Here is a 1,020-nt window from a genome sequence, read left to right on the forward strand (position 1 = left end):
GGAGGGCACCGCGCCGGTCGCCCTGCTGGCCCGCCGCTACGGCGCGGCCGTGCGGGTCGTCGACATGGCGGTCGACGCCGAGCCGCACGAGTTCCCCGCCGAGGTGTCGCAGTACCGGGTGCGGCGCGGCTCCGGCCGGATCGACGTCGAGGACGCGCTGACCGCCGAGGAGACCTCCCGGGCCTTCCGGGCCGGCATGGCGATCGCCGACGAGGAGGCCGACGCCGGCACCGACCTGGTGCTGCTCGGCGACATCGGCACCGGGTCCACCACGGTCGCCGCCGTCCTGGTCGGCGCGCTGTGCGGCACCGACGCGGCGGCCGTCACCGGGCGCGGCTCGGGCGTCGACGACCGGGTGTGGATGGTCAAGTGCGCCACCGTCAGGGACTCGCTGCGGCGGGCCCGGCCGGTGCTCGGCGACCAGCTCGCGCTGCTCGCCGCGACCGGCGGCGCGGACTTCGCCGCGATCACCGGCTTCCTGCTGCAGGCCGCCGTCCGCCGGCTGCCGGTGGTGCTCGACGGCGTGGTGTCCGCGGCCTGCGCCCTGGTCGCCCAGCGGGTCGCCTTCCGGGCGCCCGAGTGGTGGCGGGCCGGGCAGGACAGCGGCGAGCCCGCGCAGGCGAAGGCGTACGACCGGCTCACCCTGACCCCGGTGCAGCAGCTCGGCGTCAAGGCCGGTGAGGGCGTCGGCGCGCTGCTGGCGCTGCCGCTGCTGCAGGCCGCCTCCGACACCCTGGCGGAGCCCGGCGAGGTGCCGGCCGCCGCGAAGGCCGAGCCGCGGCCGCCGGCGAAGCTGCCCACCGCGGCGGAGCTGCTGGGCCTCGGCTGACGTGCCGGACGGGCTGCGCTTCGCCTTCGGCACGCTCTCGGTGCTGCCGGTCCGGGTCGACCGCTGGGACCGGCCGACGGCCGGGCGGGCGATGCTCGTCGCCCCGGTGGTCGGCGCGGTACTCGGCCTGATCGCGGCCGGTGCCGGGGCCTTCGCCGCGTGGCGGGCGGGCGGGCCGCTCGGCGCGGTCG

At 78.9% G+C, this 1,020-nt stretch carries 1 protein-coding gene and 1 pseudogene; both read left to right on the top strand.

Going from position 1 to position 1,020, the window contains the following annotated elements:
* Window positions 1–829 (top strand): nicotinate-nucleotide--dimethylbenzimidazole phosphoribosyltransferase (locus ABZ641_RS39390; RefSeq protein WP_359989566.1); only part of this gene is annotated, 829 nt, incomplete at its 5' end.
* Window position 830: 1 nt separating this feature from the next.
* Window positions 831–1,020 (top strand): annotated as a pseudogene (locus tag ABZ641_RS39395) (adenosylcobinamide-GDP ribazoletransferase); the annotation flags it as partial.

It is taken from the genome of Kitasatospora sp. NPDC007106 (genome assembly GCF_040634455.1).
Lineage (GTDB): Bacteria > Actinomycetota > Actinomycetes > Streptomycetales > Streptomycetaceae > Kitasatospora > Kitasatospora arboriphila.